This window comes from Methylobacterium hispanicum, assembly GCF_022179285.1.
In the GTDB taxonomy this organism is placed as follows: Bacteria; Pseudomonadota; Alphaproteobacteria; order Rhizobiales; family Beijerinckiaceae; genus Methylobacterium; species Methylobacterium hispanicum.
On sequence record NZ_BPQO01000012.1, the window covers coordinates 1 to 24,725 of the forward strand.

General features: G+C 71.8%; 18 protein-coding genes and 1 pseudogene. 14 read left to right on the forward strand and 5 right to left on the reverse strand.

Annotation, left to right across the window (positions count from 1 at the left end):
• The 3 genes and pseudogenes from MFF56_RS14795 to MFF56_RS14805 form a co-directional block, all read left to right on the forward strand.
• Positions 1 to 859: pseudogene (locus MFF56_RS14795) on the forward strand (hypothetical protein); the annotation flags it as partial.
• A gap of 204 nt (positions 860 to 1,063) precedes the next feature.
• The gene (locus MFF56_RS14800; protein ID WP_066921142.1) at positions 1,064 to 1,291 is read left to right on the forward strand and encodes a hypothetical protein; all 228 of its coding nucleotides are present in this window, start codon (positions 1,064 to 1,066) and stop codon (positions 1,289 to 1,291) included.
• Positions 1,292 to 1,549: 258 nt separating this feature from the next.
• On the forward strand, positions 1,550 to 1,801 hold the full coding sequence (locus MFF56_RS14805) for a hypothetical protein (protein ID WP_066921144.1): 252 nt from the start codon (positions 1,550 to 1,552) through the stop codon (positions 1,799 to 1,801).
• 334 nt (positions 1,802 to 2,135) lie between these two features.
• On the opposite strand, the gene MFF56_RS14810 is transcribed toward MFF56_RS14805, so the two are convergent.
• Positions 2,136 to 3,272, reverse strand: a complete 1,137-nt coding sequence (locus MFF56_RS14810) for an HPP family protein (protein ID WP_066921146.1) — start codon at positions 3,270 to 3,272, stop codon at positions 2,136 to 2,138.
• 273 nt (positions 3,273 to 3,545) lie between these two features.
• Here MFF56_RS14810 and MFF56_RS14815 point away from each other — a divergent pair, with 273 nt between their 5' ends.
• Both MFF56_RS14815 and MFF56_RS14820 read left to right on the forward strand, forming a co-directional pair.
• Complete coding sequence (locus tag MFF56_RS14815) at positions 3,546 to 5,588, forward strand: YgiQ family radical SAM protein (RefSeq protein ID WP_066921148.1); 2,043 nt, start codon at positions 3,546 to 3,548, stop codon at positions 5,586 to 5,588.
• Between the two features lie 98 nt (positions 5,589 to 5,686).
• The gene (locus tag MFF56_RS14820; RefSeq protein WP_066921150.1) at positions 5,687 to 6,421 is read left to right on the forward strand and encodes a sulfite exporter TauE/SafE family protein; all 735 of its coding nucleotides are present in this window, start codon (positions 5,687 to 5,689) and stop codon (positions 6,419 to 6,421) included.
• A 37-nt stretch (positions 6,422 to 6,458) separates the two neighbouring features.
• On the opposite strand, the gene MFF56_RS14825 is transcribed toward MFF56_RS14820, so the two are convergent.
• Both MFF56_RS14825 and MFF56_RS14830 read right to left on the reverse strand, forming a co-directional pair.
• The gene (locus MFF56_RS14825; protein ID WP_238230283.1) at positions 6,459 to 6,959 is read right to left on the reverse strand and encodes a hypothetical protein; all 501 of its coding nucleotides are present in this window, start codon (positions 6,957 to 6,959) and stop codon (positions 6,459 to 6,461) included.
• Positions 6,952 to 7,230, reverse strand: coding sequence for a hypothetical protein (locus MFF56_RS14830; protein WP_066921152.1), 279 nt, complete (start codon positions 7,228 to 7,230; stop codon positions 6,952 to 6,954). Before MFF56_RS14830 ends, MFF56_RS14825 begins: the two co-directional genes overlap by 8 nt.
• Positions 7,231 to 7,762: 532 nt before the next feature.
• Between MFF56_RS14830 and MFF56_RS14835 the strand changes: the two genes are divergently transcribed.
• The 8 genes from MFF56_RS14835 to MFF56_RS14870 all read left to right on the forward strand — a co-directional run bounded on the left by MFF56_RS14835 (position 7,763) and on the right by MFF56_RS14870 (position 19,309).
• Entirely contained in the window at positions 7,763 to 8,092 is a 330-nt protein-coding gene (locus MFF56_RS14835; RefSeq protein WP_066921155.1) for a hypothetical protein, read from the forward strand.
• A 49-nt stretch (positions 8,093 to 8,141) separates the two neighbouring features.
• A complete protein-coding gene (locus MFF56_RS14840; RefSeq protein ID WP_238230285.1) occupies positions 8,142 to 9,857 on the forward strand; it encodes an NAD(P)H-dependent oxidoreductase subunit E in 1,716 nt (571 codons plus the stop codon).
• A 55-nt stretch (positions 9,858 to 9,912) separates the two neighbouring features.
• Positions 9,913 to 12,885: a formate dehydrogenase subunit alpha gene (gene fdhF, locus MFF56_RS14845; RefSeq protein ID WP_238230287.1), complete on the forward strand. Its 2,973-nt coding sequence runs from the start codon at positions 9,913 to 9,915 to the stop codon at positions 12,883 to 12,885.
• 181 nt (positions 12,886 to 13,066) lie between these two features.
• Positions 13,067 to 13,384 (forward strand): hypothetical protein, encoded by a 318-nt coding sequence (locus MFF56_RS14850; RefSeq protein ID WP_066920324.1) that lies wholly within the window; start codon positions 13,067 to 13,069, stop codon positions 13,382 to 13,384.
• Between the two features lie 109 nt (positions 13,385 to 13,493).
• On the forward strand, positions 13,494 to 13,880 hold the full coding sequence (locus MFF56_RS14855; protein ID WP_066920321.1) for a hypothetical protein: 387 nt from the start codon (positions 13,494 to 13,496) through the stop codon (positions 13,878 to 13,880).
• Positions 13,881 to 13,962: 82 nt separating this feature from the next.
• Positions 13,963 to 15,681: an efflux RND transporter periplasmic adaptor subunit gene (locus MFF56_RS14860; protein ID WP_066920320.1), complete on the forward strand. Its 1,719-nt coding sequence runs from the start codon at positions 13,963 to 13,965 to the stop codon at positions 15,679 to 15,681.
• Between the two features lie 13 nt (positions 15,682 to 15,694).
• Positions 15,695 to 18,913 (forward strand): efflux RND transporter permease subunit, encoded by a 3,219-nt coding sequence (locus MFF56_RS14865; RefSeq protein WP_238230289.1) that lies wholly within the window; start codon positions 15,695 to 15,697, stop codon positions 18,911 to 18,913.
• 33 nt (positions 18,914 to 18,946) lie between these two features.
• The gene (locus MFF56_RS14870) at positions 18,947 to 19,309 is read left to right on the forward strand and encodes a hypothetical protein (RefSeq protein ID WP_066924553.1); all 363 of its coding nucleotides are present in this window, start codon (positions 18,947 to 18,949) and stop codon (positions 19,307 to 19,309) included.
• A 37-nt stretch (positions 19,310 to 19,346) separates the two neighbouring features.
• Here MFF56_RS14870 and MFF56_RS14875 read toward each other — a convergent pair whose 3' ends face one another.
• A complete protein-coding gene (locus MFF56_RS14875; RefSeq protein WP_066924551.1) occupies positions 19,347 to 22,091 on the reverse strand; it encodes a cation-translocating P-type ATPase in 2,745 nt (914 codons plus the stop codon).
• A 200-nt stretch (positions 22,092 to 22,291) separates the two neighbouring features.
• Positions 22,292 to 23,254: a 2-hydroxyacid dehydrogenase gene (locus MFF56_RS14880; RefSeq protein ID WP_066924550.1), complete on the reverse strand. Its 963-nt coding sequence runs from the start codon at positions 23,252 to 23,254 to the stop codon at positions 22,292 to 22,294.
• 184 nt (positions 23,255 to 23,438) lie between these two features.
• Between MFF56_RS14880 and MFF56_RS14885 the strand changes: the two genes are divergently transcribed.
• Positions 23,439 to 24,494 (forward strand): asparaginase, encoded by a 1,056-nt coding sequence (locus tag MFF56_RS14885; protein ID WP_066924548.1) that lies wholly within the window; start codon positions 23,439 to 23,441, stop codon positions 24,492 to 24,494.
• Positions 24,495 to 24,725: the final 231 nt, after the last annotated feature.

Below are 24,725 nucleotides of genomic sequence, written 5' to 3' on the forward strand. Positions count from 1 at the left end.
GAACTCGGCCAACGTCTCCGGGATGGTGGGCGGCGACAACGCGATGGCGCGCGCCGACACGATCTGCTCGGCCGGCGGCTATCTCGGCCTGCGGGCCAACTTCGCCCCCCCGCCCCAGACCGGATGCCCGGTGATCGAGGATCCGCTCAAGGACCGGCCCGCGCCCGGCATCGGCGCGTGCATGACGCTTCCCTCGTCCGCGAAGAAGCCGCCGAAGCAGAAGCCCAACACGCCGGCGAACCAGATCGATCAGAGCGTCACGCTCGAGCCCGGCACCTATTGCGGCGGCCTGCAGATCACCAATAACGCGGTCGTGACGCTGCGGCCTGGGATCTACGTGATGAAGGATGGCCCCCTGATCGTGGACAAGTCCGCGACGATGACCGGCAGGGACGTGGCCTTCTACTTCACCGGGAACACGAGCGGGCTCGTCTTCGACAAGAAGACGACCATCAGCCTCACGGCGCCGACCACCGGCACGATGGCCGGCCTCCTGATGATGGAGGAGCGTGCGGTCGAGACACCCCTCGATCCGAGCGACGTGGTGGATGTCGATTACGGCGACACCATCGCGCCGACACCGCCGCCGCTCGGCCAGAGCAAGGCGATGCGGACCTACCGCATCATCAGCGACAACGCCCGCACCATGCTGGGCACGATCTACCTGCCGGCCGGGCGCGTGGTGATCGATGCGAAGCGCCCGGTGGCGGACCAATCCGCCTACACGGTCGTGGTGGCCCAGCAGGTCAACCTCTACGAGGGACCGAACCTCTACCTGAACGCCAACTACGACCAGACGAGTGTGCCGGTGCCCAAGGGCGTCGGGCCGATCTCGGGCAAGCTCCTGCTGTCGCAGTAGGCGCGGCCCGGCGCAGGTCCCGGCCCGGATCCTCGAGCGCACGGAGCGCGTACTCCGCGGGCCGGGAATCGCCGGAGCGGGGTTCCTGCGCCGGTCCGCCGCAAGAGTATTTATTTTGCTGTACGATCCGGGATCGGTTTCATCCGCCCGGTCGTTGATAGGGAGTTGCGGGTCGGCCGGCCCTGGGCCCGAGGGGAGCGTTCCATGATGCCCCAGACGTTCTTCCGGGTGACACTGGAAACGCAAGACGGCCGACGCGTCCTGCACGCGCCGGCCGAGCGCGAGGCCGCCCTCATGGCCGAGTCGGTGATGCGCCGCTACGAGGGAGAGACCCTCAGGGTGGGGTTCAGCATCGATTGCGCGGACCGCGAGGCGAGCCACCGCATCGCCTTCTACCTGACCGACCTGGCCCTCGAACTCGCGCTCGCCTGAGCGCCACGCGCGGGCGCCCCGGCGCCGGCTCGCCGATCGAGGTCGCGCCGGCCGTTCGGCCGCCTGCCCCGGACGACGGCCTGTCGGGCATGCGCCGGAGCGAGGCCGGGCTGACCTCGCAGCCGTCGATCTCGCGGACCACGGGCGGGCCTCCCGCCCCGAGCGCCGCATGCGGTCGAATACGGCAGCGTCGCATGCAACGTTTTCGCGCCGTCGCGACTTTCGTCCCGGTTTCTCTGAACGGATCGGAAGCACACCATGCTGGTACGCATCGTGACGTCTGTTGCACTTCTGGCGGGCGTGGCGAACGCCGCCCTGGCAGCGCCGATGTCCGCGGACGACAAGGCGCTCCTCCAGCAGCAATGCATGGGGGATTTCACGACGTTCTGCGGGGACATGCCGCCCGAGGACGGCCCGGAGACGCAGGCCTGCTTCGAGAAGAACCTGTCGAAGCTCTCACCCGGATGCCAGAACGCCATCCAGAGCTACAAGCAGGGCCGGAAGGGCTGAACGTCGGCGGCGGGGGCCGTGGCGGAACCGGAGGGCGGGCCCGGCACCGGAATTCGCCCTCTGCCCGCACCTCGGCAGGACGTTTGCCCCGAGTCGCACCGCCCGCGGAGATCGACCCTATTTCGCCGCGGGCTTGCGGAGGCGATGGACCTGCCAGGTCAGCATCATGCTCGCCGCCATCAGGGCGGCGTGCAGGAGGTGGAGGAGAAGCGCCCCGTCTTGCATCGGCTCGATCCCGCGGACCTGGCCGTGCCAGGATTGCGGGGTCTCTGGCAACAACCGGGCCAACGGCTCCGCCGCGGCGGCGCGCCCTCGCTCGAACCGGCGCGCGCGCCTAGGCCGGAACCGATTCCGCGGGTGCCACCGCCCTGGCCGAGAGGAGACGCGTCAGGGTCGCGAGCAGGTCGGTCTGGGTGATGATCCCGAGGACCCGCCGGTCGCCGTCGACGACGACCACCGCGTGCGTGCGGCCGTCCGTGAGCGAGGGGGCCAGCGAGACCACCGGCTCGTCCGGCCCGGTCGTCCGGGCCTCCGACATCACCTGCGCGATGCCGACATCGCCGTGCAGCGTCAGCTCGCGCAGGCCGAGCGTGCCCGCGAGCCGGCCGGCCCGGTCCACGACGGGCAGCGTGCGGATGTTGTGGGCGATCAGGAGTTCGCGCGCCCGCTCCGCACGCCCATCCAGCCCCACCGTCACCACGTCGCGCGACATCACCTCGCCGCAGGTGAGATCGCCCTGCGTCCGCACGAGCGCGCGAAGTTCGACCTGACGCAGAAGCCGGTCGATGTCGGCGCGGTCGATGTCCAGCGTCTCGTGCAGTTCGAGCAGGGCGGCGTCCACGTCCTCCGGCCGGAAGCCGACCCGCAGGGGCGCGGGCAGGTCCGCCGTCCCGTGGGTGTTGACCGGCGCCGCGACGGGAGCGTGCGGGTAGTTGCGGCGCGACACCTTGTGGAAGGCGACGCCGAGCGCGACCAGGATGACCGAGTTCACGCAGACCGGGAACAGCGGGAACAGGAAGCCCGCGGAGGTGACGGCCGGGCCGCCAATCAGCGCCGTCAGCGCGGCCGCGCCGCCGGGCGGGTGCAGGGAGCGGGTGAGCGACATCGCCGCGATGGCCAGCGAGACGCCGACGCCGATGGCGATGACCGGGTCCGGGATGAAGTGGGCGGCAAGCACCCCCATGAAGGCCGAGATCGTGTTGCCGCCGATGATCGACCAGGGCTGCGCGAGGGGACTGGCCGGCACGGCGAACAGCAGCACGGCCGAGGCGCCCATCGGGGCGACGATGAGCGGGATGTGGGGTCCCTGGCCGAAGACCAGACCGCAGATCAGGCCGGTCAGCGTGATGCCCACCAGCGCCCCCAGGCAGGCGACGAGCCGCTCTCTCAGGGTCGCCCCGGCCAGGATCGGTCTGAACAAGCGAAACCCGGACGCGGTGCCGGCCTCTCCGGTGCTGACCGTCTTGGACATCCGCGCGCGTCCCTCGCTCGCCGTCACCGATGCCGGAGCTGCCCGTTCCGCGGGCAGACGCTCGGACGGTCGGCACGGCATTCTGGTATACCAGAGTCCGGTTTACGGACGGCGGTCGAAATTGCAACCTGGAAAGGCAGGATGCCTGCTATCGAGGCATTCCTCGAGGCAGTCATCAAGGCAATGCGGGCGCCGACAGGACGGGCAGGTCCGGCCCAGCGTCCCGCCCGCCATTCGTTGAGATCGCGGTCGCGGCGGACTATGGATGCCGCCATGGAACTCCGAGCTTCGACCGAGCGACCCCCGGCGCCCTTCGCCCACAAACCGCCGCCGACCGGCAGGGCGGCGCCGTTCCTGCCGATGAGCCGCGCCGAGATGGCGGCACTCGGGTGGGACGCCTGCGACGTCGTCCTGGTCACGGGCGACGCCTACGTGGATCATCCCAGCTTCGGCATGGCGATCATCGGCCGGCTGCTCGAATCGCAGGGGTTCAGGGTCGGCATCATCGCGCAGCCCGACTGGCAGTCGGCCGAGCCGTTCCGGGCGCTCGGCAAGCCCAGGCTCTTCTTCGGCGTCACCGGCGGCAACCTCGACTCGATGGTGAACCGCTACACGGCGGACCGCCGGCTGCGCCACGACGACGCCTACACGGCCGGCGGCGAAGGCGGACGGCGTCCGGACCGCTGCACCATCGTCTACACGCAGCGCTGCCGCGAGGCCTACAAGGACGTGCCGATCGTGCTCGGCGGCATCGAGGCGTCGCTGCGCCGCATCGCCCACTACGATTACTGGTCCGACAAGGTGCGCCGCTCGATCCTGGCGGACGCCAAGGCCGACCTGCTGATCTACGGCAACGCCGAGCGCGCCGTGGTCGAGGTGGCGAACCGCCTCGCGGCCGGCGAGGCGCCGCAGGAGATCGACTCCGTCCGGGGCGTCGCCCTGTTCCGCCGCGTGCCCGGCCACTACACCGAGCTGCCCGCCGACGACCTCGATTCGGCCGACGAGGCCGCGGCCCGCCGGCCCGGCGACACCGTGATCCGGCTCCCCGCCTACGACGAGGTCAAGGACGACAAGGAGGCCTATGCCCGCGCCTCGCGCGTGCTGCACCGGGAAGCCAACCCCGGCAACGCGCGCCCGCTCGTCCAGCGCCACGGCGACCGCGACCTGTGGCTGAACCCGCCGCCGATCCCGCTCTCCAGCGACGAGATGGACGCGGTCTACGACCTGCCCTACGCCCGCGCGCCGCACCCGTCCTACGGCGACGCGAAGATCCCCGCCTGGGACATGATCAAGTTCTCGGTCACGATCATGCGCGGCTGCTTCGGCGGCTGCACCTTCTGCTCCATCACCGAGCACGAGGGCCGGGTCATCCAGAACCGCTCGGAGGGCTCGATCCTGCGCGAGATCGAGCGGATCCGCGACAAGACGCCGGGCTTCACGGGCGTGATCTCGGATGTCGGGGGGCCGACCGCGAACATGTACCGGATGGCCTGCAAGGACCCGAAGATCGAGGCGGCCTGCCGGTTGCCGTCCTGCGTCTTCCCGGACATCTGCCCGAACCTGAACACCTCGCACGACGACCTGATCCGGCTCTACCGCAAGGTGCGCGAGGTGAAGGGCGTCAAGAAGGTGATGGTGGCCTCGGGCGTGCGCTACGACCTCGCGGTCCGGAGTCCCGAATACGTCAAGGAGCTCGTGACCCATCACGTCGGCGGCCGCCTCAAGATCGCGCCCGAGCACACCGAGCGCGGGCCCCTCGACAAGATGATGAAGCCGGGGATCGGCACCTACGACCGCTTCAAGGAGATGTTCGACGCCGCCGCGAAGGAAGCGGGCAAGAAGTACTACCTGATCCCGTACTTCATCGCCGCCCATCCGGGCACGACCGACGAGGACATGATGCACCTCGCGCTCTGGCTCAAGAAGAACGACTACCGGGCCGACCAGGTCCAGACGTTCCTGCCCTCGCCCATGGCCACCGCCACGGCGATGTATCACACCGAGATCAACCCGCTGCGGGGCGTGCGGCGCGGCGGAGCCGAGCCGGTCGAGGCGATCAAGGGCCTGCGGCAGCGGCGCCTCCACAAGGCGTTCCTGCGCTACCACGACCCCGAGAACTGGCCCCTGCTTCGCGAGGCGCTGCGGGAGATGGGCCGCGCGGACCTGATCGGGCCGAGGCCGGACCAGCTGGTCCCGTTCTCGCAGCCGCCGGGAACGGGCGCGGGCGCGGGCAAGGCGGGCGGACCGCAACGGCCCGTGCGCCGCGCGGGTGGCGGGCCGCGCTTCACCACGAAGGGCGTGCCGCTGAGGAAGTGACGGCCTCGCGCGCCTGATCTCGGGGACGCTCCGGCGCCTCCCGCGGCAGGACGCGCGATCCGGGTCGTCCGTCGAGACCGTCAGCCAGATCCCCCGCCATGCTCGTCCTCATCGCCGCCGTCTTCGGCATCGCCGGCTTCGTGAAGGGCGTGATCGGCCTCGGTCTGCCCACCGTCTCGATGGGCCTGCTCGCGGTGGCGATGACTCCGCTGCAGGCCCTGACCATCGTCATCGTGCCCGCCATCGTCACCAACCTCTGGCAGACCTTCGCCGGCCCGTACCTGCCCGGCATCCTGCGCAGGCTGTGGCCGCTGCTCCTCGGCACGGGCTTCGCGATCTGGGGCGCGGGCGCGCTGATGGCGGGTCCCTACGCGCGCTACGCCACGATCGTGCTCGGGTTCCTCCTGGTGGTCTACGCCTGGCTCGGGCTGACGCGCCTGCAGTTCCGGACGCCACCCCGGAACGAGAAATGGGTCGGGGGCGTCGTCGGCCTCCTCACGGGCGTGATCTCGGCCGCCACGGGCATCCAGGTGATCCCGTCGATGCCCTACCTGCAGTCAATCGGGTTGGAGAAGGACGAGCTGGTGCAGGCGCTCGGCGTGTTCTTCACGGTGGCGACCCTGGCGCAGGCGTTCAACCTCACGAGCGTGGGCCTCCTCGACGCCTCGACGGCCCTGCCCGGACTCGTCGCCATGGGAACGGCCTTCGCGGGGATGTTCGCGGGCCAGGCGGTCCGCCAGCGGATGGACCCGGAGGGGTTCCGACGGTGGTTCCTGATCGCGATGCTCGTGCTCGGCCTCTACCTGACGGCCAGCACGATCGTGTCGCTGTAAGGCCGCGCCGGGTCGGGTTCACCCGCGGGGCCGCACCTCAACGGCGCGTCCCGGAGGCCGTCGCGTCGTCCGGCGGGCGCCCGGGCCCGGCATACATCAGGGTCGCCGCATCACCGCAGGCCCGCCACACCGGCAGGGACCCTTCCCGGACGAACATTGCGAACGCCTCGCTCACCCGCCCTTCGTCGAAGGTCTGCACGCCCGCGACGGCGCGGCCCACGATGCAGGCTCCCTCCGGTGCCCCGGCGACCGGCGGCCGGCTATCCATCGAGAACATCACCCCGGACCGATCCGGCCTCAGCGCGTCCGGCAAGCTGTCGATCCTGCGCCAGAGGCAGTGCCACCGGGCACAGGCGTCCGGCCGCTGCGCGTAGATACCGCAGGCCGCGCCGGTATTGTGCCCGCACAGGATGCCCGCGGGTTTGCCGAGGGCTTCGATTTCCAGGATGCTGCAGCACGCGGTGCACGGGCCGCATCCGCGCCCAGGCGCAAGGGTGCCGCCGGTTCGACGGGACGGCACGCGGCCGCGCTCACCCAACGGGCCGGGCCTGCCGCACGACCGCGACCTTGGTCTGCTCGATCATGCCCACGACGGCCATGTCGAAGGCGCGCTGATCGTTCGTCATGTCGGGCACGCGGTAGCCCGTCAGCGCAACCTGCAGGTCATCCAGGGCGGCCGCGCGCGCTTCCGCTCCCTTCTGGCACAGCGCGTAGTGGAGCAGCAGATCCTGTGCCGCGCCGAGATCCTCGCGCTTCCCGGCTCGGATGAAGGAGCGGAGGTCGCGGGCGCATTCGTCTCTGGAAATCATTCGGTACCATGGCACATGCGCGGCCGTGGCCCAAGCGGATGGCCGGCGGCGCGGGCCGATGGCGCGGGCCGATGGCGCCGTCACAGGAGCGTCGCGAGCGTCAGAAGCCCGGCAAAGAACAGGCCCGAGGAGGCGAGCACGCCCGCGATCTCGCGATGCTCGCGGATGAGGGAGCGGGAAGCAGCGATCATGGTCGACCGGATCGCGCCCGATTGGGTCGGGCTTGGGCTGAAAGCTTGACGCTTCGAAGGCAGGCGGGCCCGTCCACAGCGTCCGAGGCGGACCAGCGCCCCCGCACCGGCGGTCGCGGCCGTCCGCGCGGCGATCCCGCGTCAGGCGTTCCGATCCGGATCTAGCTGCGGCGCGGCCGCGGACGCTGCGCTGCAGCATTTTGCAAAGTCACCAAACCGATATAACAATCATTCCAACGCGGCTGCCATGTGGTATACCAAAGGCCGACCGCCGTCCGTGCGACCGATCCGGACCCTCATGTGCGGCTCGAACGAGTTTGAGTGAACGAGCAGGCCTGAGCATGAACGCCGAGCACGATGCAGCCTTCTGGGCGGACGCCGTCGCCGAGGCGTATGCGGCGGCCGCCAAGCCGCCGCTCACCCGGGACCTCGTCGATCAGGTCCGCGCGACCCTGCTCGAGGCTCTCGTCGAGCCTCTCGAGCCGGGGTTGCGGGATGACGCGCGGGCCGGCAAGGCAGACCGGTTGAACGCCGCCCTCGACGGCTTCGAGATCGAGCTTCGGGCGGTCGTCGGCCCCCGCATCGCGTCGCTGGACGAGACGAGCGGCGCGGTCGTCATGGAGCACCGGTCCGAGGCCGGGCAGCCGCTGCGCGCCTTCGGCGGGCAGTAGCCGCCCCACCTCAACCGTCCGTCTCAACAGCTGGAAATCAGATCGCATCATGAGTGAGGCTCCGGGGACTGTCAGGCAATTCGCGCATCCCGGCCGGGGCCGGGAGCGGGCGAGGCCGGTGCCGAAGGGGCGGCAGGTCGAGCCGCGCGCGAAGGTGGAGATCGAGGCGCTGCTCGGCGACCGCCCGCGCCAGCGCGACCTCCTGATCGAGCACCTGCACCTGATCCAGGACACCTACGGCCAGATCAGCGCCGCCCATCTGGCGGCTCTGGCCGACGAGATGCGCCTCGCCTTCGCGGAGGTGTTCGAGACCGCAACGTTCTACGCGCATTTCGACGTGGTGAAGGAGGGCGAGGCCGCCATCCCCCGGCTCACGGTTCGGGTCTGCGACAGCATCACCTGCGCGATGTTCGGCGCCGAGAAGCTCCTGGAGACCCTGCAGGCGGAACTCGGCGGCGACGTGCGCGTCGTGCGCGCGCCCTGCGTCGGGCTCTGCGACCACGCGCCCGCCGTCGAGGTGGGGCACAACTTCCTGCACCGCGCCGACGTGGCGGCCGTGAAGGCGGCGGTGGAGGCGCAGGACACGCACGCCCACATCCCGGCCTACACCGATTACGACGCCTACCGGGCCGAGGGCGGCTACGCCACGCTGGAGCGGATCCGCAGCGGGGCGCTCACGGTCGACGACGTGCTCGCGGTGCTCGACGACGGCGGCCTGCGGGGGCTGGGCGGGGCGGGCTTCCCCACGGGCCGCAAGTGGCGCTCGGTGCGCGGCGAGCCGGGCCCGCGCCTGATGGCGGTGAACGGCGACGAGGGCGAGCCCGGCACGTTCAAGGACCAGCTCTACCTGAACACCGACCCGCACCGCTTCCTGGAAGGCATGCTGATCGGCGCCCACGTGGTCGAGGCCGCGGACGTCTACATCTACCTGCGCGACGAGTACCCGATCGCCCGGGAGATCCTGGCCCGCGAGATCGCCAAGCTGCCCGAGGGCGGCCCGCGCATCCATCTGCGCCGCGGGGCCGGCGCCTATATCTGCGGCGAGGAATCCTCGCTCATCGAGTCGCTCGAGGGCAAGCGCGGGCTGCCGCGGCACAAGCCGCCCTTCCCGTTCCAGGTCGGCCTCTTCAACCGCCCGACGCTCATCAACAACGTCGAGACCCTGTTCTGGGTGCGCGATCTCCTCGAGCGCGGCGCCGGCTGGTGGAAGAGCCACGGCCGCAACGGCCGCGTGGGCCTGCGCTCCTACTCGGTGTCGGGGCGCGTGCGGCAGCCGGGCGTGAAGCTCGCGCCCGCCGGCCTCACCATCCAGGAGCTGATCGACGAGTATTGCGGCGGCCTCAGCGAGGGCCACGCCTTCGCGGCCTACCTGCCGGGCGGCGCCTCGGGCGGCATCCTGCCCGCCTCGATGAACGACATCCCGCTCGATTTCGGCACGCTCGAGAAGTACGGCTGCTTCATCGGCTCGGCCGCGGTCGTGGTGCTGTCGGACCAGGACGACGTGCGCGGCGCCGCGCTCAACCTGATGCGCTTCTTCGAGGACGAGAGCTGCGGGCAGTGCACGCCCTGCCGCTCCGGCACGCAGAAGGCCCGCATGCTGATGGAGAACGGCGTCTGGGACACGGACCTCCTCGGCGAACTCGCGCAGTGCATGCGCGACGCCTCGATCTGCGGCCTGGGTCAGGCGGCCTCGAACCCGGTCAGCTCCGTGATCAAGTATTTCCCGGACCTCTTCCCGGCCCCGCGCGCGGTCGCGGCCGAATGACGATCGCGCGCCCGACCGAAAGCCCGACACAGACGCCCCAGACTGGAGCGGACGCATGAGCAACGCACCCGAAACGCACGGCGACAAGACCGAGCGGGCCGAGATCCGGGCCGCCGAGCCCCAGGACGCCGGTGGCCCCGCCCCCGGCGCGGGGCCTGCCGCAGCCAATAGCTACACGCAGGGCGTGAAGGCCGGCGGCCAGGCCGCGCCCGAGCCCACCGGCCTCTACGGCCTCGCGGAGCGCCCGAGCGCGCCCCCGACGATCCAGTTCGAGTTCGACGGCCGCCAAGTCGAGGCGCAGCCCGGCGAGACGATCTGGGCGGTCGCCAAGCGGCTCGGCACCCACATCCCGCATCTCTGCCACAAGCCCGAGCCCGGCTACCGGCCGGACGGCAATTGCCGCGCCTGCATGGTCGAGATCGAGGGCGAGCGGGTGCTCGCGGCCTCGTGCAAGCGCACGCCGGCGGTCGGCATGAAGGTGAAGTCCGCCACCGAGCGGGCCGAGAAGGCCCGCGCCATGGTGCTGGAACTCCTGGTCGCAGACCAGCCGGAGCGGGCGACCTCGCACGACCCGGCCTCGCATTTCTGGATCCAGGCCGACCACGTCGAGATCACGGAGAGCCGCTTCCCGGCGGCCGAGCGCTGGACCGGCGACTTCAGCCACCCGGCCATGAGCGTCAACCTCGACGCCTGCATCCAGTGCAACCTCTGCGTCCGCGCCTGCCGCGAGGTCCAGGTCAACGACGTGATCGGCATGGCCTACCGGGCGGCCGACGCGAAGGTCGTGTTCGATTTCGACGACCCGATGGGCGGCTCGACCTGCGTCGCCTGCGGCGAGTGCGTGCAGGCCTGCCCCACCGGCGCGCTGATGCCCTCGGCCTATCTCGACGCCGAGCACAACACCCGCACGGTCTATCCCGACCGCGAGGTCGCCTCGCTCTGCCCCTATTGCGGTGTCGGCTGCCAGATCTCCTACAAGGTCAAGGACGAGAAGATCGTCTACGCCGAGGGCCTGAACGGCCCGGCCAACCACAACCGCCTCTGCGTCAAGGGCCGCTTCGGCTTCGACTACGTCCACCACCCCCACCGGCTGACGAAGCCCCTCATCCGCCTCGACAACGTGGGCAAGGACGCCAACGATCAGGTCGATCCGGCCAATCCCTGGACCCATTTCCGCGAGGCCAGCTGGGAGGAGGCGCTCGACCGCGCCGCCGCCGGGCTCGTCCGGATCCGTGACACCAGCGGGCCGAAGGCGCTCGCGGGCTTCGGCTCGGCCAAGGGCTCGAACGAGGAGGCCTACCTCTTCCAGAAGCTGGTGCGGCTGGGCTTCGGCTCGAACAACGTCGATCACTGCACGCGCCTCTGCCACGCCTCGTCGGTGGCGGCCCTGATGGAGGGGCTGAACTCGGGCGCCGTCTCCGCGCCCTTCTCGGCCGCGCTCGATGCCGAGGTGATCATCGTCATCGGCGCCAACCCGACCGTGAACCACCCCGTCGCCGCGACCTTCCTGAAGAACGCGGTGAAGCAGCGCGGCGCCAAGCTGATCATCATGGATCCGCGGCGCCAGAGCCTGTCGCGGCACGCCTACAAGCACCTTGCCTTCCGCAACGGCACCGACGTGGCGATGCTCAACGCGATGCTCAATGTCATCGTGGAGGAGAAGCTCTACGACGAGCAGTACATCGCCGGCTACACGGAGAACTTCGAGGCGCTGAAGGAGAAGATCGTCGATTTCACGCCGGAGAAGATGGCGCCGGTCTGCGGCATCGACGCGGAGACCCTGCGGGAGGTCGCACGCCTCTACGCCCGGGCCAAGTCCTCGATCATCTTCTGGGGCATGGGCGTCAGCCAGCACGTCCACGGCACCGACAATTCCCGCTGCCTGATCGCGCTCGCGCTGATCACCGGGCAGATCGGGCGTCCGGGCACGGGGCTGCACCCGCTGCGCGGCCAGAACAACGTGCAGGGCGCCTCCGACGCCGGCCTGATCCCGATGGTCTACCCGGACTACCAGTCCGTCGAGAAGGCGGCGGTGCGCGAGCTCTTCGAGGAGTTCTGGGGCCAGTCCCTCGATCCGCAGCGGGGCCTGACCGTCGTCGAGATCATGCGGGCGATCCACGCGGGCGAGATCCGCGGCATGTTCGTCGAGGGCGAGAACCCGGCGATGTCCGATCCCGACCTCAACCATGCCCGGCACGCGCTCGCGATGCTCGACCATCTCGTGGTGCAGGACCTCTTCCTCACCGAGACGGCCTTCCACGCCGACGTGGTGCTGCCGGCCTCGGCCTTCGCCGAGAAGGCGGGCAGCTTCACCAACACGGACCGGCGCGTGCAGATCGCCCAGCCCGTCGTCAGCCCGCCCGGCGACGCGCGCCAGGACTGGTGGATCATCCAGGAGCTGGCCCGGCGCATGGGCCTGCCGTGGAGCTACGGGGGGCCTGCCGACATCTTCGCCGAGATGGCGCAGGTGATGCCCTCGCTGAACAACATCACCTGGGAGCGGCTGGAGCGCGAGGGGGCGGTGACCTACCCGGTCGATGCGCCCGACCAGCCCGGCAACGAGATCATCTTCTACGCCGGCTTCCCGACCGAGAGCGGCCGCGCCAAGATCGTGCCGGCCGCCATCGTGCCGCCGGACGAGGTGCCGGACGCGGAGTTCCCGATGGTGCTCTCGACGGGGCGCGTGCTGGAACACTGGCACACCGGCTCGATGACCCGCCGGGCGGGCGTGCTCGACGCGCTCGAACCGGAGGCCGTGGCCTTCATGGCGCCCAAGGAGCTCTACCGGCTCGGCCTGGAGCCGGGAGACACGATGCGGCTCGAGACGCGCCGCGGCGCCGTCGAGCTGAAGGTGCGCTCCGACCGCGACGTGCCGGAGGGCATGATCTTCATGCCCTTCTGCTACGCCGAGGCCGCGGCCAACCTGCTGACCAACCCGGCGCTCGACCCGATGGGCAAGATCCCGGAGTTCAAGTTCTGCGCCGCGCGGGTGACGCCCCTCCACGCGATGCCCGTCGCCGCGGAGTGAACGCCGGCCGGCCCCGAGCCTCCGCGCCGGCGGCACGTCCCGACGTGCCGCCGGATCCCGGCCGCGTTCCGGCCCCGCACGCTTCCGGAGCCGATCCACGCGATCTTCACCAGGGTTAAGGAGGGGCGGACGCGCCGGGCCTAAAGCATGATCCAGGCCTCTGTTACGGGGAGGGATCGCCATGCACGGGCACGCTGCGGACGTCGATGGTGAGACCGCTTGGCTGGTGCAGCAGCTCGCCCAGGAGGGACCGGAACGCCGTGATGCGGCGACGGTCCTGACGATCGAGAAGCTGCGCCGCCTGGAGGATCTGGCCCGCAACGCCGGAACCAGCCGGCAGGCGTTCCAGAAGATCGTCTCGGCACGCCGGGTCCTCGGCGATCACGCCGAGCTGGGCCCGACACCGGACTTCGCGTGGGATGCGGATCAGGACCTGTTCGGTCCGTCCTCGGACGCGCTGCCGCCCGTGCCGGGGTACGACGCGCAGAACATCCGGTGAGACCGGGCCTGCCGGCCCTAGCTGGCCGGCAGGTGTCGATCCGTGCGTGTCGATCGGCACCAGAAACCGCGTGGCCGCACAGCCCGCGTCGTGCTAAGCGTGCGGCGTCATGTCGGCCACCCGCTCCCTCTGGCGCTCGCTTCTCACGGTCCTCCTGGCCGTGTCGCTCGTCGCCGTCTCGGTGCTGGGTGCCGGACATGCGCATGCCGGGGCGCGGCATGGCGGCGTCCTGCAGCATGCCGCGGCGGTTCACCCGGACGCGGCGGGCCCGGAACGCACCCTCGGCCTGTCGGGCTGCGCCGAGCTTGCCGGCGACGAGACGCCGACGAGCCCCTGCGGCCTGAACTGCTGCTGCCACGCGACCTTCCTGCGCCGGGACTTCCCGGCCGTGGCGGTCGGCTGGAGGCCCGGTCGGATGCTGGCCGGCATCCACGAGGTCTTGTTCGACAGCCTCGCCCCCGAAAGCCTTCCCGAGCCCCCTCGAACCTTCGCCTGAGGTCCGCGCATCGATGCGCGTCCTGAGCGGCGGCCCCTGAGGGCTGCCGCCAGCCTCCCTGTCGCGAAGGCTCGGTTTCCCCATGCGTGTCCTCTCCGCCGCCGCCCTGCGGACGGCTGTCCTGGCTCTCGGCCTCTGCGCCGCTGCGCCGCCGACGTCCCGTGCCCACGAGGGACACGATCACGGCAGCGAGGCGCAGGCGCCGCCGACGGCGACCGCACCGCGCGGCTCATCGAGCACGGAGGCGCTCGAGCTGGTCGCCATCGCCCGCGACGGTCGTCTGTCCGTGTTCCTCGACCGCGCGGGCACCAACGAACCGGTGACGGACGCCGTCGTGCAGGCCGAGACGCCGGAGGGCTCCGTCCCGGTCTTGCCGATGCCCGACGGCAGCTACGGGCTCGATGCCCATTGGAGCCAGCATCCCGGCGCCTACGAGGTGCTGTTCACGGTGACGGCATCGGGCACGACCGACATGTTCCCCGTCTCGCTCACCGTTCCGGAGGCGCCGCCGGCACCGGAGGCGGCGGGTGCCTCGGCCTGGGCGGCCGGCCTCGCCGCGGCCCACGATTTCCAGCGCCACCTGAAGGAGGCGGATCCCTTGCCGCTCGCCGTCGGCGGCCTCGGCTTCCTCCTGGGCAGCGCGGTCACGCTGCTGATGCGGGGCCGCCGCTACCTGCCGGCCACCGCCCTGGTCGTGCTCGTCGTCGCCCTCGCCTTCGCGCCCCGGGCCTTCGCGCACGAGGGCCACGGCGAAGGCGGGTCCGCGCCCCCCCTCGCGCCGATGGCCGCGCCCTCCGCCCAGGACCTCGCGCGACGCCAGCCGGACGGCTCGGTCTTCGTGCCCAAGCCCACCCAGCGCGTCCTCGCGGTCCGGACCGTGGTGACCGCCTCCGACACCCTGCGACGCACGGTCGAGCTGCCCGGCCGCATCGTCCCCGATCCGAGCGCCAGCGGCGTCGTACAATCCTCGGTCGGCGGCCGCCTCTCGCCGCCGGAATCCGGGATCTTCCCGCGCCTGGGCGCGCGGGTGCGCAAGGGCGAGGTGCTCGCCTACGTGACGCCCCCGGTGCAGGCGGTGGACGTCTCCGACATGCGCCAGCGGCAGGGGGAACTCGACCAGCAGATCGTGATCACCGAGCGGCGGGTCGAGCGCTACCGCAAGCTCGCGCCGGGCGGCGCCGTCTCGCAGGTCCAGCTGGAGGATGCCCAGGCCGAACTCAAGGGCCTGCACGACCGCCGCGCGGCCCTCGACAACATCCGCCAGCAGCCCGAGGCGCTGAGAGCGCCGGTCGACGGGGTCGTCGCGGAGGCGAGCGCGGTGGCCGGCCAGATGGCGAGCCCCGGCGTGCAGGTCTTCCAGATCGTCGATCCGAGCCGGCTCTGGGTCGAGGCGCTGAGCTTCGACGCGCTGGCGGGCGGGCAGGACGCGACGGCGCGCCTGGCGGACGGCCGGATGCTGCGCCTGGCCTACATGGGCGCCGGCCTCGCCGACAGGAGCCAAGCGGTGCCGATGCACTTCGCGGTGGAGGGCGCGCCGCCCGAACTGCGCACCGGCCAGTTCGTCACCGTGCTGGCCGCGACGGACGCCCAGCAGGCGGGGTTGGCGCTGCCGCGCATGAGCGTGGTGCGCGGCGGCAACGGCCAGAGCATCGTGTACGAGCACGTCGCGCCCGAGCGCTTCCAGCCGCGCGAGGTGCGGGTCGAGCCCCTCGACGCGGGCAACGTCCTGGTCGTGTCCGGGCTGGCCCCGGGGAAGCGGATCGTGACCCAGGGCGCCGAACTCCTCAACCAGGTCCGCTGAGGAGACGCGCCCGATGTTCACGCTCCTCGTCGCGCAGTCCCTGCGCAACCGCCTGCTCGTCCTGGCGCTCGCGGCGGTGCTCGTCCTCTACGGCGGCTTCGTCGTCACGAAGCTGCCGGTGGACGTCTTCCCCGACCTCAACCGGCCGACCGTCACCATCATGACCGAGGCCGAGGGGCTGGCGCCCCAGGAGGTCGAGCAGCTCGTCAGCTTTCCCGTCGAGACGCAGATGAACGGGCTGCCCGGCGTCGCCCGCGTCCGCTCGGTCTCGGGCGTCGGGCTCTCGGTGATCTATGTCGAGTTCGACTGGGGCACCGACATCTACCGCAACCGCCAGCAGGTCTCCGAGCGGCTGGCGATGGTGCGGCCGCAGCTGCCCCCCACCGTGAACCCGATGATGGGCCCGGTCTCCTCGATCATGGGCCAGATCGTGATGGTGGCGCTCTCCGGCGGCTCGGTCTCGCCGATGCAGCTGCGGGAACTCGCCGACTTCACCATCCGCCCGCGCCTGCTCTCGATCCCCGGCGTCGCCCAGGTGATCCCGATGGGCGGCGAGGTGCGCCAGTTCCGCGTGGCGCCCCAGCCCACGGCGCTGCGGGCGCTGGGCGTCACCCACGCCCAGCTGGAGACGGCGCTCGCGCAGTTCGGCACCAACACGGGCGGCGGCTTCACCGACCAGTACGCCCGCGAGTACCTGATCCGGAACATCGGCCGGACCATGGACCTCGACGACCTGCGCACCCTGGTTGTGGCCAACGTCCAGGGCCGGCCGATCTACCTGCGGCAGGTCGCCGAGGTCTCGTTCGCGGCCCGGGTGAAGCGGGGCGATGCGGGCTACATGGGCGCGCCCGCGGTGGTCGTCTCGGTGGAGAAGCAGCCGGGCGTCGACACGGTCCGGCTCACCCGTCAGGTCGAGGCGGCGCTCGCGGAGATCACCGCCGGCCTGAACGCCTGCGGCGCCGGGAAGACGCCGGAGCGCGGGGGCCCGTCCCGGACGGAGGCCGCGGGCGAGGCCTGCGCCTTCAAGGGGGTGCGCGCCGACCAGCTCATCTTCCGGCAGGCCAACTTCATCGAGACCTCGATCCGCAACGTCGAGACCGTGCTGATGGAGGCGGTCGCCGTCGTCGCCGTGGTACTGTTCGCCTTCCTGCTGAACGTGCGCACCACCGCGATCTCGCTGACTGCGATTCCCGTCTCGATCCTGGCCACCGCGATCGTGTTCCACGCGGCCGGGCTGTCCATCAACACGATGACGCTCGGCGGCCTCGCGATCGCCATCGGCGAGCTCGTCGACGACGCGGTCGTCGATGTCGAGAACATCTTCCGCCGCCTCGGCGAGAACCGGCGGGCCGGCAATACGCGCTCGGTCTTCGAGGTCGTGGTCTCGGCCTCGAACGAGGTGCGCTCCGGCATCGTCTACGCCACGATGGTGATCGTGCTCGTCTTCGTGCCGCTCTTCGCCCTCTCCGGCATCGAGGGCCGGCTCTTCGCGCCGCTCGGGCAGGCCTACATCGTCTCGATCCTGGCAAGCCTCCTCGTCTCGATCACCCTGACGCCGGTGCTGGCCTACTACCTGCTGCCGGGCCTGAAGCGCCTGGAGGAGCACGAGAGCGGGCTGGTGCGCGTCCTCAAGCGCGGCAACGCCGCGCTGCTGCGCGCCCTGCTCGGGCATGCCCGCCCGGTGATGGTCGCGGCGGCCCTCGCGGTGGCGGGCGCGGGCTTGGCCGCGGCCTTCCTGCCGCGCACCTTCCTGCCGCCGTTCAACGAGGGCTCGTTCACGGTCAACATGAGCTTCAACCCCGGCATCTCGCTCGCCGAGAGCAACCGGATCGGCCTCGTGGCCGAGCGCCTGCTCCTCGACATGCCGGACGTGCGCTCCATCGGCCGCCGCACCGGGCGGGCCGAACTCGACGAGCACGCGGAAGGCGTGCACGCCTCCGACCTGGAGATCGACCTGAAGCCCGGGGCCCGGCCCAAGCGCGAGCTCGTGGCCGACATCCGCGGCCGCCTCGCGGTGCTGCCGGTCAGCGTGAACGTCGGCCAGCCGATCTCGCACCGGCTCGACCACATGCTGTCGGGCGTGCGCGCCGAGATCGCGCTCAAGATCTTCGGCGAGGATCTCGACACCCTGCGGGGGCTGGCCGAGGACATCCGGCGGCGCGTGGCCGACATCCCGGGCATCGCCGACCTGCAGGTCGAGAAGCAGGTGCTGATCCCGCAACTCGAGATCCGCGTCGACTACGCCCGGGCCGCCCTCTACGGGGTGCAGCCGGCGGCCCTGGTGGAGCAGCTGAGCCGCCTCTCGAACGGCCAGGTCGTCTCGCGCGTGGTCGACGGCTACCGCCGCTTCGCCGTGGTGATGCGGCTGTCCGACACGATGCGCACCACCCAGCGCCTCGGCGACATGCTGGTCGAGACGCCCTCGGGCTGGGTGCCGGCGCGCCAGATCGCCGACATCCGCGAGACCGACGGGCCGAACCAGATCCTGCGCGAGAACGCCCGCCGCCGCATCGTGGTCCAGGCCAACACGCAGGCCGGCGCCGACATGGGCCGGATCGTCCAGGCCATCCGGGAGAGGGTCGCCGCGACGCACCTGCCCGACGGCTACGCCACCAGTCTGGAGGGCTCGTTCCAGGCGCAGGCCGAGGCGAGCCGGACCATCGGCCTGCTCTCGCTCCTCTCGCTCGCGCTGGTCTTCGCGCTGCTCTACAGCCGCTACCGTTCCGTCGTGTTCACGCTGATCATCCTCGGCAGCATCCCGCTGGCGCTGATCGGCTCGGTGGCGGCCCTGTGGCTCGCCGGGCAGCCGCTCTCGGTCGCCTCGATGATCGGCTTCATCACGCTGACGGGCATCGCCACGCGCAACGGCATCCTCAAGATCAGCCACTACCTGAACCTCGCGATCCACGAGGGCATGCCGTTCGGGCGCGACCTCGTGATCCGCGGCAGCCTGGAGCGGCTGGCGCCGGTGCTGATGACGGCGCTCTCGGCCGGCATCGCCCTGGTGCCGCTGCTGGTCGGCGCGGACGCGCCCGGCAAGGAGATCCTGCACCCGGTGGCGGTGACGATCTTCGGCGGCCTGATCAGCGCCACGCTCCTCGACACGGTCCTGACGCCGGTCCTCTTCCTGACCTTCGGCCGCGGGCCGCTCGAGCGGCTGCGGGCGGAGGCCCGGCGCCGGCCGGAGGCCTCGCCCGACGCCCCGAGATCCACCCCGGCCGAGGCGTTCTGAGGCCGCCCTCACCCACCCAGAAGGGACATCACCATGCGCACCGCACTCCGCGCCGCGGCCCTCGTCCTGGCGCTCGGCGCCACGCCGGCGCTCGGCGCCGGCCCGAACGGCGGCCAGACCACGGTCTCGGACGGCCATCCGGTCGAGTTCGTCGCCACCGAGAGCGGCGTCACGTTCTTCCTCAGCGACGAGGCGGGGAAGCCGGTCGACACGGCCGGCCTGGCGGCCAAGGCCTTCATCCAGGCCGGGGGTAGGACGGAGACCGTGACCCTGAGGCCTGCGGCTCCGAACAGGCTCGTCGGCGACCTGAAGGCGCCGCTGGCGGTGGGCACGAAGGTCGTGCTTTCGGCAAAGCTGCACGGCCACAGCCTCCAGGCCCGCTTCGAGCAGCGGTGAGGCTGGCCCTCGGCCCGCGCCCCGAGGCCGGCGGCGGTCATGCGGGCCTCGGCCGCCTCGGCCGCCTCGGCTCGCCGACGATCATCGCCCGGAGCTCGACGAGGAGGAGCGGCGCGAGGCTCGCGCCGAGGATCACGCCCCACATGGCCGGATCGGGCGGGACGATGCCGAGCACGGCGCCGACCGGAGGCAGGTAGGCCGGCCCGACGAGCAGCACCGTACAAAGCAGCAGGGCGGCCCAGACCCAGGGGTTGCGGGTGACCTCGTTGCGGAGCGGATGCGAGCCCGGGGCCCGCATGTTGAAGATCTGCCAGAGCTGCGTGAAGGCGAGCGTCAGGAACGTCACGGTCACCACCCCGGCCCGGTCGAGGCCGAGCCACAGGGCGGCGACCGCCAGGGCCCCGAACGTCGCGGCCGTCATGGCGGCGGCGTGGGCGGCGATCCGGACCCATTGGGCGCTTCCGAGGATGGGCTCCTTCGGGTCGCGCGGGGGGCGTTCGAGGATGTCGTCCGGCCCCTCCCCCAGCGCGAGCGCGAAGGCCGGGAACATGTCGGTCACGACGTTCAGGTAGAGGATCTGCAGCGGCAGGATGGGCAGCGGCAGTTCCGTCGGGACCGCGAGCCCGACGACCAGCACCTCGCTCAGGTTGCAGCACAGCAGGTAGGCGACGAAGCGGCGGATGTTGTCGAAGATGATCCGCCCCTCGCGGATCGCGCCGACGATGGTCGGGAAGGCGTCGTCCAGCAGGACCATGGCGGCCGCCTCGCGCGCCACGTCGGTTCCCCGCCCGCCCATCGCCACGCCGATATCGGCCTGTTTCAGGGCCGGGGCGTCGTTGACGCCGTCGCCGGTCATGGCGACGATCTCGCCTCTCTCCTGGTACGCCCGGACCAGCGACAGCTTCTCGGCGGGGCTCACCCGGGCGAAGACCGAGACGTCCGCGAGCCCCTCCGGATCCCCGTCGCCCGGAACGCCCTCCGCGACCCGGTCGCCCGGCCGCGCGAGCCCGACCGACTCGGCGACGCTCCGGGCCGTGACGGCGTGATCGCCCGTGACCATCACCACGCGGATGCCGGCCGCGCGGCAAGCCGCCAGCGCGGCCGGGACGTCCGCGCGCGCCGGGTCCTCCAGCCCGATCAATCCCAGGACGGCGAGATCCTCGAACGGGCGGGCCCGCGCATCCGCCAGGGGGGCCTCGGCGCAGGCGATGACCCGCAGGCCCCGCGCGCCCATGGCCTCCACGCGGCGGCGCCACAGGTCCCGGGCGGCGCCGTCGAGGGGGACGGGGCACTGCGCATCGCCGACGCGGCGCGAGGCGGCGAGCACCGCCTCCGGCGCGCCCTTGACGAGCGCCACGTACCCCTGCCCGGCGGTGTGGACCGTCGCCATCATCCGCGTGGCCGCGTCGAAGGCGTGCTTTCCGACGAGCGGCCAGTCGCGCAGGAGCGCCGCACGGTCGAGCCCGCCGGCACGGCCCGCCCGCAGCAGCGCCTGCTCCATCGGGTCGCCGCTGGCCCCGCCCGGGCCCTGCCCGAGCGCCGCATCGTTGCAGAGCATGGCCGCGCGGAGAAGACGCTCGGCCCCGGCGCCGCCTCGGCCAGGCTCGGCCAGGTCCACCTCGCCCGAGGGCAGCGACAGGTGCCGCACCGTCATCCGGTTCTCGGTAACGGTGCCGGTCTTGTCGGTCAGGATCACGGTGGTGGCGCCGAGCGTCTCGACGGCCGCGAGGCGCTCGATCAGCGCGTTCTTCCGCGCCATGCGCCACAGGCCGCGCGCGAGCGCCAGGGTCGCCACGATCGGCAGGCCTTCCGGGATGGCCGCGACGGCGAGCGCGATGCTCGCCTCGGCCATGAGGCGAAGGTCCTTGCCGGCCGCCACGCCGAGACCGGCGAGGAGGGCGGCCGTCGCCAGGACCGCCCAGACCATCTGGCCGGACAGGCGCTCCAGGCGACGCTCCAGCGGCGAGGCGTCGGGCTCGGCGCCTTCGACGAGCTGCGACACATGGCCGAGCTCGGTTCCCGCCCCCGTCGCGACGACGACGCCCGTGCCGCTGCCGCGGGTCACCAGGGTGCCCCGGAACATCATGGAGGCGCGCTCGGCCAAGCGTGCGCCGGGGGCGACCGGATCGGCCGACTTGTCCACCGGAACGGCCTCGCCGGTGAGCATGGACTCGTCCACGCCGAGGTTCGACGCGTCGATCAGCCGGAGGTCGGCCGGCACGGCGTCGCCGCCTTCGACCAGCACGATGTCGCCCGGGACGAGCTGCTCCGCGGCGAGCACCCGCGCGTGCCCGTCGCGGCGCACGCGGGCCGCATGCGTGCACAGGGCCCGCAATCCCTCGACGGAGCGAGCCGCGCGCAGTTCGGTGAAGAAGCCGAGGCCGGTATTGACCGCCAGGACCGCGACGATCGCCGCCGTCTCCCGCCAGTCGCCGAAGGCGAGCGACAGGGCGGCGGCCGCCGCGAGCAGGTAGACGACGGGGCTCGCGAACTGGTGCAGGAGCAGGCCCAGTGCGCCGGCCCGCTCCCTGGCGGCGATCACGTTGCCACCGAACCGTGCGAGCCGTGCGCGGGCCTCCGCCTCCGTCAGACCCGTATGCGGGACGGTCCCGAAGCGTCCGAGGACCTCGGGGACCGGCAGGGCATGGATCTGCCGCGTGTCGTGGGGGGCATCGTCGGCCGTCGCGTCGGGAGGGGCGAGCGGGCGCGCCGCCGGCCCGCGGATCGCCGCGCTCCGCGCGCGCACCGGCTCGTGGACCCGATGGGCTCGCTCGCTCGCCATCCGAATGCCTCGCCCGGTGCGCCTGCCCGGCCCCCGTCCGGACGGGCAGGCCCGATCCGCGAGGGCCCGCGCGCCCGAAGGCTCCTTCTATCGAGGGGCATCCCGGCCGCCTTGATTCAGGACAACGGGTGCGACGCGGCGGTGGACCGGCCGGCCCGGCTTCGGCGCTCGGCCCGGGGAGGACGCGATGCGCAGGCGCGTCAGTAGCCGCGCGCGGTATCGACGGAGGCGGGTATCCGCCCGGTCGCCCGATAGGCGCGCAGGTTGCCCGCGACCACGGCCGCGGCGGTCACGGGGTTCGTCGGAGCCGCGACGTGCGGCAGGACCGTGACGTCCGGGTGCCGCCACAGCGGGGAACCGGCGGGCAGCGGCTCGGCGTCGAACACGTCGAGGACCGCGTGCGAGAGATGGCCGGCATCGAGGGCGGCGAGCAGGTCCCCGGTGACGACGATCGGCCCACGCGCGAGGTTGACGAGGGCACCGCCCGGCTTCATCGCGGCAAGCCGCCGCGCATCGAGGAGGCCGCGGGTCTCCGCAGTCAGCGGGAGCAGGCAGACCACGATGTCGCTGCGCGCGAGGAGATCCGGCAGCGCGTCGGGACCGGCGCAGGTCACGATCGGCGGCAGCGCCGCGCGGGCCGTCGCGGACGGAGCCGACCGGCTCCAGGCCGCCACGCGGAAGCCCGCCTCGAGCAGCCGATGCGCCGCCGCGGCGCCGAGGGCGCCGAGCCCGAGCAGCCCGACCGTCGTGTCGGCCGGCGCGCGGTAGGCCCGCGGGCGCCACATCGCCGCCTCCTGCTGGCGCCGATAGGCGGGCATGTCGCGCTGCAGGTAGTAGGTCCAGGCCAGGACGGCCTCGGCCATGGTGCGGGCGAGTTCGGGATCGACCAGCCGCACGATCGGCGGCGCCCCGGCGCCGAGATCCCGCACGAGACGCTCGACACCGGCCCACAGGGAGTGGATCCAGGCGAGGCGCGGCAGCCGCGCCACCTCCGCGGGGTCGGAGTTGGCCACGACCGCGACCTCGACCGTGGCCCGTTCCATCTCCGTCAGCGCGCGAAACGGCCGGACGCACTCCTCGGGCATCGCGGCGGACAATGCCGCGAGGTACCGGACCTCGTCGTCGGTCCCGAGGTTCCCGACGAGGGCGACAGGTGGGTGCATCGTTACCGACCAGATCCGTAGCGCCGCAGTGCGTCTATCCCATACCCGCAAAGGTCGTTAGATCGCGAGCGGAAGTCGTCCCGGTCGGCGTCGTGCGTCCCGCGAAGCATCACCGCGGATGTGAGGAACCCTCGCGTCGTGCAGGGTGTTCGAATGGCCGATTCTCGGCGACGGAGGTTTGGGTATGGCTGGAGAGTTTCTCAGGCAAACGCTGCTCGGCCTCGCCGGCTTGACTTTGCTCGGGGCCCAGGCGGGTGCCGCGGAGCTTCCGAAGATCGCCGTGGTCGCGACCGGCGGCACGATCGCGATGAAGCTCGACCCCACCACCCATGCGCCGGTGCCGGCGCTGTCGGGCGAGGACCTCGTCTCGGCCGTGCCGAAGCTGAAGGACATCGCCACCATCGCGGTCACCGAGTTCAGCAACGTCCCGAGCGACTACATGGGGCCGGACCGCTGGCCGGCGCTGTCGCGCAAGGTCGATGAGATCCTGGCCGACCCGGGCGTTCGGGGCGCGATCGTCCTGCACGGCACCGACACCCTCGACCAGACCGCCTACTTCCTCGACCTGACGCTGAAGAGCGACAAGCCGGTGGTGCTGGTCGGCGCGCAGCGCAACGCGTCCGACTGGGACGCGGACGGCCCGCGCAACCTCCTCAACGCGGCGCGCCAGATCCTGGCGGACGGATCGGCCGGCCTCGGGGTCACGGTGACCCTCAACCACCGCATCAACGCGGCGCGCGAGGTCCGCAAGACCCACACGAGCAACGTCGAGACCTTCAATTCGGGGGATGCGGGCATCCTCGGCTACGTGGACGAGGACCGGGTCGTCTTCAGCCGGAAGTCGCTGCGGCGCCAGACCCTGCCGCTGCCCGAGCGGATGCCGCGGATCGATCTGGTCGCGATGTATGCCGGCGCCGACGGCAGTCAGGTCCGCCACGCGGCAGAGACCGGCGCCGAGGCGATCGTGGTCGAGGCCTATGGCTGGGGCAACATGAACGCGGAGATGCACGACGCCATCGCCGAGGTGATCGCCAAGGGCGTTCCGGTCATCGTGGCCACCAAGGTCTACGACGGGCGCGCCCTGCCGGTCTACGGCTTCAAGGGCGGCGGCAACACGCTGCTCAAGGCCGGCGCGGTGTTCGCGGGCGACCTCACGCCGGACAAGGCCCGGATCCTGGCGCTCATCGCGCTGCCGGCGACGAAAGAGCGGGCCGCCCTCCAGGCCATCTTCGACAAGTAGCCGCCGCGGCCGGGTGTGCCGCGCGCGAATCGCCGATCGCGCGCTGGGACCCGCGTGATGCCGGATCGAGACCTTCGGCACCGGCGCCGCCGGGCCGTTAAGCACCTGTTAAGGCCGGGTTCGCCGTAACGGTGCGGGTGCGCATGGCGGGCCGCCCGGCCGGCCTCACCCGAACGGGAGTGTCCTCATCAGCTCGACCGCGACGTCACGGCATCGACCCGATCTCCGCGT